The sequence below is a fragment of the Janthinobacterium sp. P210006 genome (genome assembly GCF_036231885.1).
GTDB classification, from domain to species: Bacteria; Pseudomonadota; Gammaproteobacteria; order Burkholderiales; family Burkholderiaceae_D; genus Janthinobacterium; species Janthinobacterium violaceinigrum.
In genome coordinates, this window is record NZ_JAZARD010000002.1 from 660,295 (window position 1) to 674,307 (window position 14,013).

Genomic DNA, 14,013 nt, shown 5'->3' on the forward strand with positions numbered 1-14,013 from the left:
CTTGAAAGTTATACCAGGTCGGTGGCAGGTAACAAAGACAGCGCGCGCGCCGTATCGATCAGCTTGCTCATCTTCCATTGCTGCAGCAGCACGCCGGGACCGAAATCGCGCGAACCGCCGATGGCTTCGGCCGCGATCTGGATCTTCGCGCCCTCCTCCAGCAGCAGGATGAATTCGGCCAGCTTCAGCAAGCCCTGCTTGCCCCACACGGTGGCGCCGCCATTCGCTTCCAGGATGGCCGTGGCATGCGTGTTGCGGGCGATTTCGCCCAGGATGAAATCGACTTCCGGCTGGCGGCGGTCGATATAGATGGGAATTTCGCGGACCAGCTGGTAGCGCTGCACGGGCACATAGCGGATCGGCAGGGTGCGGTGCGTCTGCGCCCAGGCGCCCAGCGATGGCGAATGCACGTGCGAGATCGAGGTGACCTCGGGCCGCTCGCGGAACAGCTTCAGGTAGCGCGCGCCGCCGTTGTTCGCGTCGCCCACGAGCACCGTGCCGTCCAGCGCCAGCACGGCCGCCTTCAGGGGCTGGCCGCGGCGGAACGGGCCGGGATCGTTGACCACCACGACCTTGTCGCCCTCCGGCGTGCGCTCGACAAAGCCCACCGTGCCGTTAGCCGTCAGGCTGCCCGTCTCGCGCAAGCCATCGAAAGCGATCTGCGCATCGCGGCGTACCTGTTCCACGAAGGCCAGTTCGGCCGCCGTCAAATCCTGCACCTGTACTTGTTGTGCTTCTGCTTGTGCCACGTCCGTCATGTCATGCTCCATTCTGTGGGGTTGGGATACGGGTCAGTCGTGTCCCTACTTTCGCAAGACGCGTGCCAGCGCCGGGGCCGGGGAAAATGGTGGGGTGCTGCTGCCTGCGCAACAGCGGCTGCTGGCGCGGCAACAGCGCTGCCGGCACGCGCTGTCGGCCAGCCAGCAAGCGGCGCGGGCACGTTTCCTGCACGGTGCAAGGCTCCACCCACCACGAAAGCATCCCATGACTACCGTAACCGCCCCCGCCGTCGATACCGTCTGGTTCACCCGCTGCCCCGTGCCCACGGCCACGGGTCTCGCCTACAAACTGGGCTGGCTGGACGAAGAATTCGCCCGCGACGGCATCGCGTTAAAGACCCTGCAGGAAGTGGGCGGCGAACTGGCGCGCCACCATTACGACCATGGCCTGTCCACGCTCGTGCGCGAAGGGGGCAACCTGCTGGCCCTGCCCGCCCGCGCGCAAGGGGCGCCCACGCGCCTGATCGGCCTGACCTGGATCGACGAGTGGCAAGCCATCCTCGTGCGCCCCGGTTCCGGCATCACGAAGCCCGCGCAGCTGCAGGGCAAGCGCCTGGCGCTACCCGTATTCCGCGCCGAAGACTTGCGCGACAACCGGCGCGGACGCAGCATCGCGCGCGGCATGAGCCTGGCCGGCTACAAGGGCGTGCTGGCGTCCGCCGGCTTGACGCTCGACGATGTGCAACTGGTGGAAGTGGGGGCCGACGCGCCAGCGCAAGCCAATCTGGGCGCAGGCCTGTGGCAGGGCATCGCGCCGCTGCTGCGCGGCGAAGTCGATGCCGTCTACGTAAAAGGTGCGGCGGCGGCCGAAGCGGCCCGCGCGGCGGGGCTGGCCGTGGGCATCGACATCGACGCCCTGCCCGACCGGCGCTTCCGCGTGAACAACGGCACGCCGCGGCCGATCACCGTGCATGCCACGATGCTGGAGCAGCATTTCGAGCTGGTCGTGCGCTTTTTGACGCAGACCCTGCGCGCCGCGCACTGGGCGCGCAGCCACAAGGAAGAAGTGCTGGCCATCCTGCAGGGTGAAACGCGGGCCGGCGCCGACGCCGTGGCCGAAGCCTACCGCGACGGTTTTCATTTGACCCTGGCGCCCGACCTGTCCGAGGAAAAAGTGGCGCTGTTCCGCCAGCAGAAGGATTTCCAGCTGCAGCACGGTTTCCTGGACCGCGACGTCGATATCGATGGCTGGATAGACCGCCGCCCCCTGGAGGAAGCGCAGCGGCGGCTGGACGCGCTGCTGCGGCAGGCCGCATAAGGAAACGGGGCCAGCGCACGAACAGGCGCTGGCCCCGGAGACTACGGCATCAAGGCAAACGCGCCCTAGGCAGCCAGGGCTTCGTGCGGTGCGGCGGCCGGTTGCGCCAGCCGCTGCAGCGAGCGGATGGTGGCCGCACAAGCGGCGGCCAGTTCCGCACCCTTGACCTTGAAATGCTGGAAGTAGAATTCCTGGTGCTCGTGGCCCGCGTGGAAGTGGTGCGGGGTCAGCACGGCCGACAGCACGGGCACGCCCGTCGCCAGCTGCACCTGCATCATGCCGGAGATGACGGCATCGGCCACGAAGTCATGGCGGTAGATGCCGCCGTCGACCACCAGCGCCGAGGCGGCAATCGCCGCGTACTGGCCGCTCCTGGCCAGCACTTGCGCGTGCAGGGGAATTTCAAAGGCGCCTGCGACATCGACGATATCGATCTCGCTCTCGGCAAAGCCCAGGGCCGCCATGTCGGCGATGAAGGACAAGCGGCATTGCGCGACGATGTCGCGGTGCCAGCCCGCCTGGATGAAGGCGATGCGCTTGCCTGGTGCTGCGTGTGCTTGTGACATACAAAAGACTCCTGTTTTTAAAAATGACAAAAAACAGGGCATGGGATCGAAGGGGATATCGCCGGCGCATGAAAGCCACGCCCAACTGCGCATGCAGGCACGCGCGCCCGCGCACCGACGGCAAGGCCGCCCATGCGCCGGGCGTATGCCGGCACCAACACAATGATGCATCCCGCTCTCTCTTTATCCGGACTATACCGTCGGCCCCGGAATCACACCAGGTCTGCTGACCTTGCCGGCCAGGTCCGAAGACCGCGCCGGCAAGCGCTCGCGGGCTAGGCACGCATGCCATTACCGCCGGTGGGGAATCGCACCCCGCCCTGAGAACGTTGCGTAGCCGCCGCACCGGGTGCGGAAGCCATGCCCGGCGACTATAGCATATCGCCCCTGTCCCTGCCCCGCGCGATCAGAACTGCACCGTGTACGAGGCGCCCACCGTGCGCCCCTGGCCGATGATCACCGTGTCGCCGTTGACGGCGCCCGGCACGAAGCTGGTCAAGGTGTGATTGCGGTAGACCTTGTCGACCAGGTTGTTGGCATACGCCGTGATGCGCTGCTTGCCGCCCGGGAGCACATACGACAGGCGCGCATTGGCCAGCGCGAAGCCGCCCTGGTTCAGCAGGTCGCGCGACGCGCTTTGCGGGTCCACATAGTAGTACTGCTTCGACGTGTAGCGCACGTCGCCGCTCAACACCAGCTGCGCGCCATTGCCCAGCGGGTAGCGGTAGTCGGCCGCCAGCAGGGCCGTCACGTGGGGTGAGCGCACGAATTCATTGCCGGAGCGGTCGCCGCCATTGTTCTGGATGGCGAAGTCGTCGAATTCCGTGCGCAGCAGGCCCACGTTGGCGTTGATGTGCAGGTTATCCGTCGGCTGCGCCTCGATCTCGAATTCCGCGCCATTCACGTGGGCCTTGCGCACGTTCTGCAGGTAGTTCACGCTTTGCGTGGGGTCGCCGTTGTACACGCCCGTGATATTGACCTGCACGTTCTTGTAGTCGTAATGGAAGACGTTGGCGTTGAAATTGAGGCGCCCGTCCAGCCATTCGGACTTGATGCCCGCCTCGAACGAGTTCAGGGTTTCCGGCTTCACCGTATTGAGCGCGCGCACGTCCGTGGCGCTCGTGTTGTAGCCGCCCGACTTGATGCCGTGCGCGTACTTCAGATAACCGCGCAGGGTGCGGCTGAAGCGGTATTCGGGCGTCACGTCATACGTGAGCGCATTCCACGTGGTGGACGGATTCGACGTGAAATTGTTGTTGGCGACCGCCGCGGCCGTGTAATTGCCGCCCTTGACCGTATTCCACCAGTTCGACGCATCGCCGAACGTCACCGTGTTCGATGCGGCCTGCACGCGCTGCAATTCGAGGTCCTTGGTTTCCGTGGTCCAGCGCAAGCCAAACGTGGACAGCAGCTGCTCGCTGAAGTTGACGGTCGTGCTGCCGAAGATGGCCGCGCTGCGCGCCTTGTGCTGGTAGACGGTGCGGTTGTAGCCGACGGGCTGCGTGCTGCCCGCCAGCGCCGGCACCGTGCCGTTGGGCAGGCGCGCGCCGGCCGAATCGGAATCGATCTTTTCATTGAAGTAGAACAGGCCCGCTACCCAGCTCACCGTGCCGTTTTGCGGCGACGTCAAACGCAGCTCCTGCGACACCTGCCGGCTGCTCGCCTTCGAACGGCTGCGGCCCACTTCCAGCGGCGTGTTGTCGCTGTCGCCCGTGGCCTCGTTGCGGAAGTTTTCATAGCCCGTGATCGAGGTCAGGGTCAGCTCGCCCAGCGCATACTCGAGGTTCAGCTGGGCGCCGCCCTGTTTCACGTCGCTGTCGGCCGGCGCATTCGTGCTCACGTCGTCGGGATTGGTGCTGGGGACGTAGCCGTTGCGGTACACGCCATTGGCGCCGTAGCTGGCCACGGTGGTGGTCGCGCCCTTGGTCGTGTAGTCGCGGTAATGCAGGTTCAGATTGGCCGTCAGGTCGCGGCCGATCAGGGCCTTGAGCTGGCCGCGGATGGCGCTGTCCTTGAGTTTTCCATCGCGCTCGCCCGTAAACTGGTTGTGGAAGCGGCCCTCGCCTTGCTGTTCCGTGTGGAAGGACAGGCGCCCCGCCAGCACTTCGTCGACCAGTGCGCCGCCGATGGCCCCTTCGGCCAGCTTGGTGTCGTAGCTGCTGTAGTCAAACTTGGCGTAGCCGCTGGACTTGAACGACGGCTTGCGCGAAATCACGTTGATGGCGCCGCCCGTGGTGTTCTTGCCCCACAAGGTGCCCTGCGGCCCACGCAGCACTTCCACCCGGTCCAGGTCGAACAGGGGAAAGCCCGTGGCGCTGGAATTGCTGATGTAGACGTCGTCGAGATAGAAGCCCACGGGATTGGGAAAATCGATCTGCTGCTGGCCCGCGCCCACGCCCCGTATCCACCAGCGCGGACGGCCATGCTGCTGCGTGCCGGCCGACGCATTGGGCACATAGTTGAGGATTTCGCTGGCCGAGCGGCCGATGCCCGTGTCGAGCAGCTCCTTGCCGCCCAGGACGGTGATCGCGCTCGGCACTTTTTGCGCCGATTCCTCGCGCTTTTGCGCCGTCACCGTCACCGATTGCAGCGAGGCGCCTTCGCCGGCGCCGTTGGCGTCGGCAATTGCGACGACATCGGCGGGCGCCGTGTCGGCCGGCGCATCGGCCCACGCCATACCGGGCGCCAGGCACAGGCCGCCGATGGCAAAGGCCGAGCGCAGCGCGCGGCGCACTGGCGTCAAGTGAAACGGAAATGGGGAAGAGAGTACGGAAACGGCGGCGGGGGCAGTCGAACGGCGCATGGGTGATTATCCTTGATGAAAGTCAAAACGCGAGATGGTGATGACTGTCATTGCAAGGCGCATGCCCGCTGCCGCCGCGCAGCAAAATACGACTCAAGTGCTTGATTTAAAAGGAAGACTATCATCACGATAGCGCTGTTGATTTGGCAGCAGCGGCGCCGCCGCGTGCTGCCTGCGCGACAGCAGGCGGTGGCGCTGCTGTCGCGGCAACAGGTGCGGGGGTCAGGCGGCGCGCAAGAGCGCTGCCGTATGTCCGCGCACGAGGGGCAGCACTTCCTCGCCCACGCGGTACGCCTCTTCCAGGTGCGGCGTGCTGGCCAGGATGAAGGCGTCGGCGCCCAGCTGCACCAGCTCGTCGAGGCGTTCGGCCACCTGCTGGTAGCTGCCCACGATGCCCTGCGTCTGCCCGCCCCGCAGCAGGTTGAAGCCGGACCAGATATTCGGCGCCGTGATCAAGTCCTTGTAGCTGTTCAGGGTGCTCGGGCGATTGCCCCGCTGGCGCGCCGCGCCCACGGAATCGCCGCCGTCGGCGCCCAGGAACTGGCGCAGGGTGGCCGCATCGACGGCCTCGAAACCCTTGCGCACCTCGTCCCACGCCTCTTCTTCCGTGGCGCGGGCCACGATGTCGACGCGCACGGCGCACTTGATCTTGCGGCCCAGCAGCGCCGTCTTTTCATGCACGCGGGCGAATTTCTCGCGCAGCTGCTCGAACGGCTCCAGCCACGTCAGGTAGTAATCGGCATGCTTCGAGGCGGAACCCAAGGCCGCGTCGGACGAGCCGGAGAAATAGATCTCGGGGAAGTCCTGCTCCGACAGCGGCGTGGCCAGGCCCGCATCCTCCACCTGGTAGAACTTGCCCTGGTAGGAAAACGGTCCGCCGCGCCACACGCCGCGCACCACGTCGAGAAATTCCGTCGTGCGCGTGTAGCGGTCGTCGTGGCCGGCCGAATCGCCCCACCACAGCTGCGCCGGACCGCCGCCGCCCGTGATCACGTTGTACAGGGCCCGCCCGCCCGTGGCCCGCTGCAGGCTGGCCGTCATGCGCGCGGCCACCACGGGATTCAAAAAGCCGGGCTGGAACGGGATCATGAAGCGGAAGGTGCGCGTTTCGCGCGCCAGCAGCGCGGAAATGGCCCACGGCTCGTCCGTCATGGGAAACGAGGGAATCAGGCCGCCCTGGAAACCCGATATTTCAGCCGCGCGGGCGATTTCCGCCAGGTAGTCGATATAAGCAAAGCCGTCGGCGCCTCCGCCACCGAGGCCGGCCTGGCGCAGGTTGTCATTGCCGGGAAACCAGTCGCCGCGAAACGGCGTGCGGGCGCGGTGCGAACTCGGTTCGCCATGCGTGGGGATGCGCCAGAAAAAGTCGATAGCCATCAGGGTACTCCTTCAAAATAGGGGGATTCAGGCCGCTTGCAGGGCCGGGGCATTCAACGCGGCGCGCACGGCCGGCAGCACGTGTTCGCCGATGCGGTAGGCTTCCTCGAAATGGGGGATGGCCGCCAGCACGAAGCTGGCTACGCCCGCCTGCGCATACGCCTGCAGCGCCGCGGCCACCTGCGCATAGCTGCCGACCAGGGCGCCGCGGGCACCCGTTTGCGCCTGCGCGAAGCCGGGCCAGAAGGCTGCGGCACTGCCATCGAACGCCGCATCGTCGGACAGCCCCGCACCGCTGCGGTAGCGGCGCGCATCGCGCAAGGCTTCGTCGAACGTTTCCCGCGCCAGCACGTCGATGCGCAAGCCCGCTGCCACGCCGCGGCCCAGCTGGCGCGCCTGCGTCTGCAGACTGTCGATGGCCGGCTGCAGGTCCGCCACGGGCGCCGCATCGAACACGTGCACGTCGGCCTGGCCCGCCGACAGGGCCAGCGCCTCGGGCGACTCGCCCGTCAGGTAGATGCCGTTGAGCGGATGGTTTGCCAGCGGCCCCTTGAAACCGCCGTCCTGCACTTCGAAGAACTTGCCCTTGAAGCTGAACGGCGAGGTGCTCTGCACGCCGCGCGCCACCGTGATGAATTCATCGATGCGCGGCAGGATGTCGGCGTCCGGCGCCGCATCGCCCTGGCGCCGGCGCTCTGCCGCATCGCCGCCATGGCCGATCTGCCAGGCGAAGCGTCCGCCCGTGAAGCGCTGGAAGCTGACGGCGTTCTTTGCCGCATACACGGCCGAACCCCAGGCCGCGTCGAATTCGGCGATCAGTTTCAGATGGCGCGTGCTGCGGGCCAGGTAGCCGGCGACGATCCAGCTTTCATCGCCCTGCGTATCGTGGCGTATCTGGATGCCGTCGAAGCCCGAGAGATCTGCCGCGCGGGCGATCTGGTGCAGGTAATCGAAATAGTTGAACGGCGGACGCGCCCCCCGCGGGTCGCTCACGCCCGCCTGCAGGGGACTGGGCGCGCCGGCGGCCCGTTCGCCGCGGCGCGTGATGCCGGGCGCCGCATGGCGGCCATCGCCGCCGGTGGGCAATTGCCAGATGAATTCAATGATCATGCATGGACTCCTGTCGTGGGTCGAAGAAAAGGCCGTACGCGCATCGCGCAGCGGCCTGCCCTACCCTCCTCGCAGAAAACATGCCATGTCCAGGATGCCCGCCGCTGCCCGCCGCTGTTGATTTGGCAGCAATCCCCTGCCCCCATGGCAGCAATGTGCTGCGCGCGCAGCAGCCATGAAAAAAGCCGGAGCCGCATCGCTGCGGGTCCGGCTCCGGGAAGTGCTCGTGCGCCTAGTCGATGGCGCCCGCCTTTTTCAGGAAGGTGCGCAAGATGTTGCGGCTCAGGTTCAGGTGTTTGGCCGTGCGCACCTGGTTGCGCTCATTGCGCTCCCACGCGGCGCGCACCAGTTCCTGCTGCATGGCCTCGAATTCCACGGCCTCGCCCGAGTCGAGCAAGGCTTGCCAGGCACGGGCGAAGCGTTCGGCCGCCAGCAAGTCGTCCTGGCCCCCTGCGCCGTGGGCCGCGTAGGCGATGTCGGCGCCGCCCGCCCACGCGTCGGACGCGGGCACGGGGGCCGCTGCGGGGACGGCAGCCATCGGCCTGTGCCAGCCCGACAGGCTCAAGTCCTCGGCGCGCACCGCGCCGCTGCGGCACACGAGCAGCGCGCGGTGGATGACGTTTTCCAGTTCGCGGATATTGCCCGGCCACGGGTAGGCGAGCAAGGCCTGCTGCGCATCCTGGTCCAGCTCCACTTCGCCCAGGTGCAGGCGCTGCGCATAGATGGCCATGAAGTGGCGCGTCAGCGGCATGATGTCGCCCGGGCGCTCGCGCAGAGGCCGCAGCGGCAGGCCGATCACCTGCAGGCGGTAATACAGGTCTTCGCGGAAGCGCCCGGCCCGCACGGCTTCGGCCAGGTCCACATTGGTGGCCGCGATCAGGCGCACGTCGATGGGGATGGCGCGCCGCGCGCCCAGGCGCACCACTTCGCGCTCCTGCAGCACGCGCAGCAGCTTGACCTGCATCGCCAGCGGCAGGTCGCCGATTTCATCGAGGAACAGGGTGCCGCCGCTGGCCGTCTCGAACCAACCGGGCTTGCCCTGCTGCGCGCCCGTAAACGCACCCTTTTCATAGCCAAACAGTTCGCTCTCGACCAGGGTTTCGGAAAACGCGCCGCAGTTGATCGCCACGAAAGTCTGCTCGGCGCGCCCGCTCAAGCCGTGCACGTGGCGCGCAATCAGTTCCTTCCCCGTCCCCGTTTCGCCCGTGATCAGCACCGTCGCCTCGCTGGGGGCGATGCGCTCGATCAGTTCGTGCAACTGGCGCGAACGGGGATCGGCAAAGACAAAAGCCGTGGCGCGCACCAGCAAGCTCATTTGCTGCGGGTCGCGGAAGGCGACCAGCGCCTCGCTGTCGCCGTCATCGCCCGCGCCGCGGGCCAGGTGGGCGCTGCGCGCGAAATCGCTGCTGAAGTTGTGGGCTAAGAGTTCCATGGGCCGACTATACCGCGCGCCATCTTCAGGCGTGAACGAATGGTGCCGCGCTAGCTTATCCGGAATTTGCATATGCGCACGCGCGTCCAGTGCTGGCCCGAACCTTGCATAGTTATTGCGACGCGCGATGTCGCCAATCCACCACGGAGTTCCTCCCATGCCAGCACGCCAGCTCGTCCTGAACGTTTTTTTGCAACGCCACGGCCACCATCCGGCCGCCTGGCGCCATCCTTCCGCCAGCGCCAGCGGGCGGCCCGACCTGGCCTGGTGGCTGCACGCCGCCAGGCTGGCCGAGGCGGCCAAGTTCGACAGCTTTTTCATCGCCGACTTCATCGGCCGCTCCGGCGACGTCACTCCGGACACGGGCCGCGCCGCCATCGGCCTGCCCTTCGAACCCTACACCCTGCTGTCGGCGATCGCCGCCGTCACCAGCCATATCGGCCTGATCGCGACCGTCAACACCAATTACGAACACCCATATCACGTGGCGCGCAAATTCAGTTCGCTCGACCACCTGAGCGGCGGGCGCGCAGGCTGGAACGTCGTTTCCTCGTTCGGCGAACACACGGCGCGCAATTTCGGCATCGATGCAGCGCGCAGCCACGCGGACCGCTATGCGCGCGCCGATGAATTCGTCGCCTTGTCCAAGCTGCTGTGGGATAGCTGGGATGACGATGCGTTCGACCGGCCCGACCGCGCCGCCGGCCAGTTCTACCGGCCCGAAGCTGGCCACCCGCTGGACTTCCAGGGCCAGTACTTTGCCTCGCAAGGCTTGCTGGACTTGCCCCGTCCCGTGCAGGGCCACCCCGTGCTGGTCCAGGCGGGCAATTCCGAGACGGGCCGCGAATTTGCCGCGCGCCAGGCCGAGATGGTGTACTGCTCGGCCACCTCGCTGCCCGTCGCGCAGGCGTATTACAGGGACGTGAAAGGCCGCATGGCGAAATACGGCCGCGCGCAAGACCAGTTGAAGGTCACGCCGGGGCTGTCCGTGGTGGTGGCGGAAAGCGACCAGCAGGCGCAGGACCGGTTCGGCGAACTGCAGGCGCTGGTCGATTTCGGCAACCTGGAATTCGGCGGTTTCGATCTGTCCGGCTATCCGCTCGACGGTCCGCTGCCCGACCTGCCCTACCAGGCGGGCGACAACGGCAAGGGGCGCTTCCAGCAGCAGCTGGAGCTGGCGCGCCGCGAAAACCTGAGCTTGCGCCAGCTGGTGCTGCGCTTCAGGGTCGCGCGCGGCCACCTGCAGGCGATCGGCTCCGTCAAGACGGTGGCCGACCTGATGGAGCAATGGTTCGTGGAACGGGGAGCGGATGGCTTCAATGTCGTGCCGCCCCTGCTGCCGCAAGGCTTCGAGGATTTCACCCGGCTCGTGGTGCCGGAACTGCAGCGGCGCGGCCTTTTCCGCACGGAATACGCGGCCAGCACCCTGCGCGGCCACCTGGGTCTGGCGCGGCCCGCCAACCCGCACACGGTGGCGCAGGCGCGGGCCGCCTGACGATCATCCCTGGTCCGGGTCGAAATGCTTGCGCAAGCCCTGCCAGCACGCGTAATAGTCCTGTTGCAGCAATTCGCTGTTCAAGGCGAACGGCGTGGGCTTGAGGATGGTGCGCGTCTCGAACATGAAGGCCATGGTGTCGCCCACTTTCACGGGCGCGGACGTGTCGCTGTGCGAGGCCTTTTCGAACGTCTGCGCATCGGGGCCGTGGCCGGACATGCAGTTGTGCAGGCTGGCGCCGCCCGGCACGAAGCCTGCCGCCTTGGCGTCGTACACGCCGTGGATCAGTCCCATGAATTCGCTGGCCACGTTACGGTGGAACCAGGGCGGGCGGAACGTGTGCTCGGCGGCCAGCCAGCGGGGCGGGAAGATGGCGAAGTCGATGGCGCCCAGCAGCGGATTTTCGCTGGGCGCCTGCAGCACGAGGAAGATCGACGGGTCCGGGTGGTCGTAGCTGATAGAGCCGATGGTGTTGAAACGGCGCAGATCGTATTTATATGGCGCGTAATTGCCATGCCAGGCCACCACGTCCAGCGGCGAATGGTCCAGGGTGGTGCGCCACAGATGGCCGCCGAACTTGGCCACCAGTTCGCACTCGCCATCGATGTCTTCATAGGCCGCGTGCGGCGTGAGGAAATCGCGGGCGTTCGCCAGGCCGTTCGAGCCGATGGGTCCCATGTCGGGCAGGCGGAAGGCCGTGCCGAAGTTTTCGCACACATAGCCGCGCGCCTGCCCGTCCGGCAGGGTCACGCGGAAGCGCACGCCGCGGGGAATGACGGCGATTTCCTGCGGTTCCAGCTCGATCAGGCCCAGTTCCGTGGCAATCGCCAGCCGGCCTTCCTGCGGCACGACCAGCAATTCGCCATCGGCCGAGTAAAAGAAGCGCTGCATGGCGCGGTTGGCCGCATACACGTGGATGGCGCAGCCGCTCATCGATTCGGCGCTGCCATTGCCGGCCATCGTCTGCCAGCCGTCGATGAAGTCCGCCGGCGCGGTGCCGTCGGGCAGCGGCAGCGGGTCCCAGCGCAGCTGGTTCGGCGGCGTAGGCGGCATGGCGTGGAAATCGCTGACGATGCGCGTATTGTGCAGCAGGGTGAATGGCGGATGCTGGCTGGCGGGACGGATGCGGTACAGCCACGAGCGCCGGTTCTGCGCGCGCGGCGCCGTAAAGGCCGTGCCCGACAATTGTTCCGCGTACAGGCCCAGGGGCGCCTGCTGCGGCGAATTCTGCCCGTGCGGCAAGGCGCCGGGCACGGCTTCCGTGGCAAATTCGTTGCCGAAGCCGCTTTGGTAGCCGGCGCCTATCATGCCGGCTCCGCCAGGCCGTCGGCCGCGTCGCGCAGCAAACCGTGCACCACGTCGGCCTTGCCGATGGCCCCCATGGCCAGCAAGGCGAAACGGGCCAGGAACAAGGGCGAGCGCTGCTCGCCCAGGCCGCCCATGGTGTGGCACAGCTCCGTGTACAGATTATCCAGTTCGATGTCGGTCATATTGTCTCCTTGTTACTTGTATTCGACGATGCCGGCCGCCGCCAGTGCCGCCGCCACCTGCTCCGCCCGCGCTTGCCGCCAGCGTCCCAGCACATGGCCGTCCGGACGCACGAGGTAAAACGTGCCGGGCTGCGCGTCAAACAGCGAGAATACCTGCGCCGTGTGGTCCCAGGCGCACTCTTGCGCCCCGCTGCGGGAAATCGCCACGGTCGCCAGCGGCAAGGTGTCGCCCAGCGCCAGCAGTTCCGCAGGCACGGCGCCATCCTCGCTGAAGTACAGGCCCGTGAAACAGCCATCCGCGCGCGTCACCAGACCGGTAATATACCCCGCTTTTTGCGCGCCGTCGTGCAGCAGCGCCAGCGGACATTCAGGCAAGACCGTGCCCGGAGGGGGACCGGCAGCAAAGCCATCGACCTCGCGTGCATTCAGCGGCGACTGCGCATACGCGATGGCGCTCGTCTGGCGCGGGTTGATCAGCGAGCGCACGTGCGCATGCCTGCTTGCCAGGCCCAGCACGGCCGTGCGCATGAGGTCGAAGGCGAACGTGGGCGGCGCCATGAATTCCGTGCTTTTCGTGCCGTGGCGCAGGTTTTCACGGGCGGCATACACGCGCTCGTCCGAATAGCTGTCCAGCAAGGCATGGGGCGCCTGGCCCTTGACCACGTAGGCGAGTTTCCAGGTCAGGTTGTCCGCATCGTCGATGCCCGAGTTCGCTCCGCGCACGCCGAAGATGGGCACCAGGTGGGCCGCATCGCCCGCGAACAGCACGCGGCCGTGCCGGTATCTGTCCAGGGTCAGGGCGTTGGCTTTATAGATGGTGATCCACACGGGATGCCACGGCGCCGTTTCCCCCATCATGGCCAGCAGGCTGTCCACGCGGGGCGCCACGTTTTCCAGCAGCACGGCCGCCTGCGCATCCTCGTCGTCGCGCAACTGGTAATCGATGCGCCAGATATCGTCGGGCTGCTTGTGCACCAGCACGGTCGAGCCGGGATTCGACGGCGGATCGAAATACGCGAGGCGCTCCGTGGGGCGGCTGCTTTTCAGGTGGATGTCGACGATCACATAGCGGCCTTCATAGCTGGTGCCCTGCAGTTTCAGACCCAGCGCCTCGCGCACCACGCTGCGCCCCCCATCGGCCGCCACCAGCCAGTCCGTGTCGATTTTGTAGGTCTCGTGCGGCGTCGCCACGGTGACGGTGGCGCCGTCGGCGCGCTGCTCCACGCCGGTGACCCGCGTCTGCCAGCGGATATCGATCCATTCCGGCTGGCGTTCGGCCGCATCGAGCAGGAATTGTTCGATATGGTATTGCGCCAGGTTGACCATGGGCGGCAGCTTCTGGTTGGCGTCTTGCGGCATCGTGAAGTGCAGCACCTCTTCCTCGCGGTAAAAGCTGCGCCCGCCTGCCCACGGCAAGCCCTTGGACAGGAAACCGTCGAGCGCGCCCAGGCGTTCGATGATTTCCAGGCTGCGCCGCGAAATGCAGATGGCGCGGCTGCCCGTGCACACGCCGTCGTCCGCCTCGATCAGCACGCTTCGCACGCCGTGGCGGGCCAGGCCCAGGGCCGTGGCCAGGCCCACGGGGCCGCCGCCCACGATCAGGACGGGCACGTGCTGCGTGCCTGCGCCGGCCGGTTTGCCGGGCGGATACACTTTCGGCACATGGGGATAAGGGTGAAACGTGTCGCTCATGATGGTGTCCT

11 protein-coding genes and 1 riboswitch are annotated in these 14,013 nt (G+C 66.8%); of the genes, 2 read left to right on the forward strand and 9 right to left on the reverse strand.

The features are described from left to right. Nucleotides 1-8 precede the first annotated feature (8 nt). Entirely contained in the window at nucleotides 9-758 is a 750-nt protein-coding gene (locus tag VPH41_RS11460; RefSeq protein WP_328570083.1) for a class II aldolase/adducin family protein, read from the reverse strand. A 226-nt stretch (nucleotides 759-984) separates the two neighbouring features. On the opposite strand from VPH41_RS11460, the gene VPH41_RS11465 reads away from it, so the two are divergent. After that, a complete protein-coding gene (locus tag VPH41_RS11465; RefSeq protein ID WP_328570084.1) occupies nucleotides 985-2,037 on the forward strand; it encodes an ABC transporter substrate-binding protein in 1,053 nt (350 codons plus the stop codon). Nucleotides 2,038-2,102: 65 nt separating this feature from the next. On the opposite strand, the gene VPH41_RS11470 is transcribed toward VPH41_RS11465, so the two are convergent. The 5 genes from VPH41_RS11470 to VPH41_RS11490 all read right to left on the reverse strand — a co-directional run bounded on the left by VPH41_RS11470 (nucleotide 2,103) and on the right by VPH41_RS11490 (nucleotide 9,325). Beyond that, on the reverse strand, nucleotides 2,103-2,603 hold the full coding sequence (locus VPH41_RS11470) for a 6,7-dimethyl-8-ribityllumazine synthase (protein WP_328570085.1): 501 nt from the start codon (nucleotides 2,601-2,603) through the stop codon (nucleotides 2,103-2,105). Nucleotides 2,604-2,773: 170 nt separating this feature from the next. Next, a riboswitch (FMN riboswitch) is annotated at nucleotides 2,774-2,935 on the reverse strand. A 74-nt stretch (nucleotides 2,936-3,009) separates the two neighbouring features. Next, on the reverse strand, nucleotides 3,010-5,406 hold the full coding sequence (locus VPH41_RS11475) for a TonB-dependent receptor (protein ID WP_328570086.1): 2,397 nt from the start codon (nucleotides 5,404-5,406) through the stop codon (nucleotides 3,010-3,012). A gap of 222 nt (nucleotides 5,407-5,628) precedes the next feature. Beyond that, on the reverse strand, nucleotides 5,629-6,783 hold the full coding sequence (locus VPH41_RS11480; RefSeq protein ID WP_328570087.1) for an LLM class flavin-dependent oxidoreductase: 1,155 nt from the start codon (nucleotides 6,781-6,783) through the stop codon (nucleotides 5,629-5,631). 27 nt (nucleotides 6,784-6,810) lie between these two features. Further along, on the reverse strand, nucleotides 6,811-7,893 hold the full coding sequence (locus VPH41_RS11485; protein ID WP_328570088.1) for an LLM class flavin-dependent oxidoreductase: 1,083 nt from the start codon (nucleotides 7,891-7,893) through the stop codon (nucleotides 6,811-6,813). Between the two features lie 232 nt (nucleotides 7,894-8,125). Continuing rightward, entirely contained in the window at nucleotides 8,126-9,325 is a 1,200-nt protein-coding gene (locus VPH41_RS11490) for a sigma-54 interaction domain-containing protein (protein ID WP_328570089.1), read from the reverse strand. A 157-nt stretch (nucleotides 9,326-9,482) separates the two neighbouring features. Here VPH41_RS11490 and VPH41_RS11495 point away from each other — a divergent pair, with 157 nt between their 5' ends. Continuing rightward, nucleotides 9,483-10,820 (forward strand): LLM class flavin-dependent oxidoreductase, encoded by a 1,338-nt coding sequence (locus VPH41_RS11495; protein WP_328570090.1) that lies wholly within the window; start codon nucleotides 9,483-9,485, stop codon nucleotides 10,818-10,820. A gap of 3 nt (nucleotides 10,821-10,823) precedes the next feature. Here VPH41_RS11495 and hmgA read toward each other — a convergent pair whose 3' ends face one another. Genes hmgA through VPH41_RS11510 form a run of 3 tightly spaced genes read right to left on the reverse strand, consistent with a single transcriptional unit; the run spans nucleotide 10,824 to nucleotide 14,002 of the window. Then, nucleotides 10,824-12,128 (reverse strand): homogentisate 1,2-dioxygenase, encoded by a 1,305-nt coding sequence (hmgA, locus tag VPH41_RS11500; RefSeq protein WP_328570091.1) that lies wholly within the window; start codon nucleotides 12,126-12,128, stop codon nucleotides 10,824-10,826. Further along, nucleotides 12,125-12,310 carry a hypothetical protein gene (locus VPH41_RS11505; protein WP_152281481.1) on the reverse strand — a complete coding sequence of 62 codons (186 nt, stop codon included), beginning with the start codon at nucleotides 12,308-12,310 and terminating at the stop codon, nucleotides 12,125-12,127. Before VPH41_RS11505 ends, hmgA begins: the two co-directional genes overlap by 4 nt. 12 nt (nucleotides 12,311-12,322) lie before the next feature. Then, nucleotides 12,323-14,002: an FAD-dependent oxidoreductase gene (locus VPH41_RS11510; protein WP_328570092.1), complete on the reverse strand. Its 1,680-nt coding sequence runs from the start codon at nucleotides 14,000-14,002 to the stop codon at nucleotides 12,323-12,325. Nucleotides 14,003-14,013 lie beyond the last annotated feature (11 nt).